The 1,589-nt window shown below is 57.9% G+C and carries 2 protein-coding genes; one reads left to right on the top strand and one right to left on the bottom strand.

Going from position 1 to position 1,589, the window contains the following annotated elements; translation table 11 throughout:
• Positions 1-141 precede the first annotated feature (141 nt).
• Complete coding sequence (locus tag P8R33_RS14785) at positions 142-774, top strand: tyrosine-type recombinase/integrase (protein ID WP_278329719.1); 633 nt, start codon at positions 142-144, stop codon at positions 772-774.
• Between the two features lie 102 nt (positions 775-876).
• On the opposite strand, the gene P8R33_RS14780 is transcribed toward P8R33_RS14785, so the two are convergent.
• Complete coding sequence (locus tag P8R33_RS14780) at positions 877-1,470, bottom strand: hypothetical protein (protein ID WP_278329718.1); 594 nt, start codon at positions 1,468-1,470, stop codon at positions 877-879.
• Between the last annotated feature and the right edge of the window lie 119 nt (positions 1,471-1,589).

Here is a 1,589-nt window from a genome sequence, read left to right as displayed (position 1 = left end):
TGTTCGATCTACTCGCTACGTTCTTGCTCTGGCGTCACCCGCGCCGCCAGCACCCCTCCCGCGAAGCGGGTTCGTGCCACGGCCCAAGCCGCGACATCCTGAGCGTTACCTCCTTGGCCATTCGGGCCGAGGAGAAATGCAATGGGATACTCACGTTTTGATGCAGCAACGCGGCATCGTCCGGCTTGGAACGCTGGCAAGAATGTCGGAACGAAGCGTCCGCTGACACAGAAGCAGATCTGGGCGATCCGCTTTCATCTCGATCGCGAGGGGCGATTGAGGGACAGAACTCTTTTCGACCTCGCCATCGATAGCAAGCTGCGCGGCTGCGACCTCGTGAAGATCAAAATCGGCGATGTGGTCGCAGGTACCGACATCCGCAATCGGGCCACCGTCATCCAGCAGAAAACAAATCGCCCGGTGCAGTTTGAACTCACCACGGATGTTCGAGCCACATTGCTCGCTTGGCTTGAAAGACGAGGCGGCTCGACTGGCGACTATCTGTTCCCGAGCCGCGTCGATCCAGCTGGGCATATGAGCACTCGGCAGTATGCGCGCCTGGTAGACGAATGGGTCACAGCAATCGGACTTCGCAAAGCGGAATATGGTACGCATTCGTTGCGTCGGACGAAGGCAGCGATGATTTATCGCGCGACAGGCAACATCCGAGCTATCCAGATCCTGCTTGGCCATACGAAGATTGAGAATACGGTCCGCTATCTGGGCGTCGATGTCGAAGACGCCTTGCTGCTAGCGGAGCGAACTGAAATCTAACCGGAGAAGCGGTCGCTCGGCAGGCCTGAACGACCGCTTCTAGGTTGTCTCACATAAGCGCGGATCGTCCGTAATTGGGTGGGAAGCGGTCACTCTTCTAGGCTAAAGCGCATCGCCATTCTCGATGGTAATAGAAAACACCGCAACCGCGAAGCCCGCTTTTCTAACCTCGTCCAACGCGGCTCTGTCCGCGCCAGCCTTGAAGGTCGGCTTATCCGTCGAAACTTCCCTCAGGAACTCCCAAGGAGCATGTTGCTCTGGAAGGTTCGCACCGCTTGCATCGATCGTGTAGCCCAAGGCGCCTTCACTTCCAGCGAACATATACAGAGTGTCCGGGTGAGGCCCCTCAAGCGGAGCTTGCCAACGCTCTTTGTAGGCGGGGTCTTCGCCGAAAAACTTCTCATAAGCCGGATAATCAACTCCAAGGAGCGCCACGACCTTTGCTCCCCGGATAGCGGCAGAGTCGACAATTGAGACCGCTTCACACCCGAGTGGTTCGCCATCTGCGGTTTGCACGCTAAAGGACGCCTTCCAGCCAGAAGGATTTTCAGCGCCGTCGATTTGAGTGGCATGCGCCGCGCTGTCGTATGCAGCCTCGGCAGCAAAGGGACCGATTGCCATGCCCATAACTGTATCCACTGCATCCACGTCGCCACGGCCAATCAGAAGGCCGTCGAGGTAAATCTCTATCTGCATCCAAGTAGCCTTATCACATCGCCCCTATGTCCGAAATCGGGTCGATGCACGAACCCGCTTCGCGGGAGGGGTGCTGGCGGCGCGGGTGACGCCAGAGCAAGAACGTAGCGAGTAGATCG

Origin of the sequence: Qipengyuania flavescens (assembly GCF_029688735.1) — a bacterium.
Lineage (GTDB): Bacteria > Pseudomonadota > Alphaproteobacteria > Sphingomonadales > Sphingomonadaceae > Qipengyuania.
This window is presented reverse-complemented; position numbering and strand designations above follow the sequence as displayed.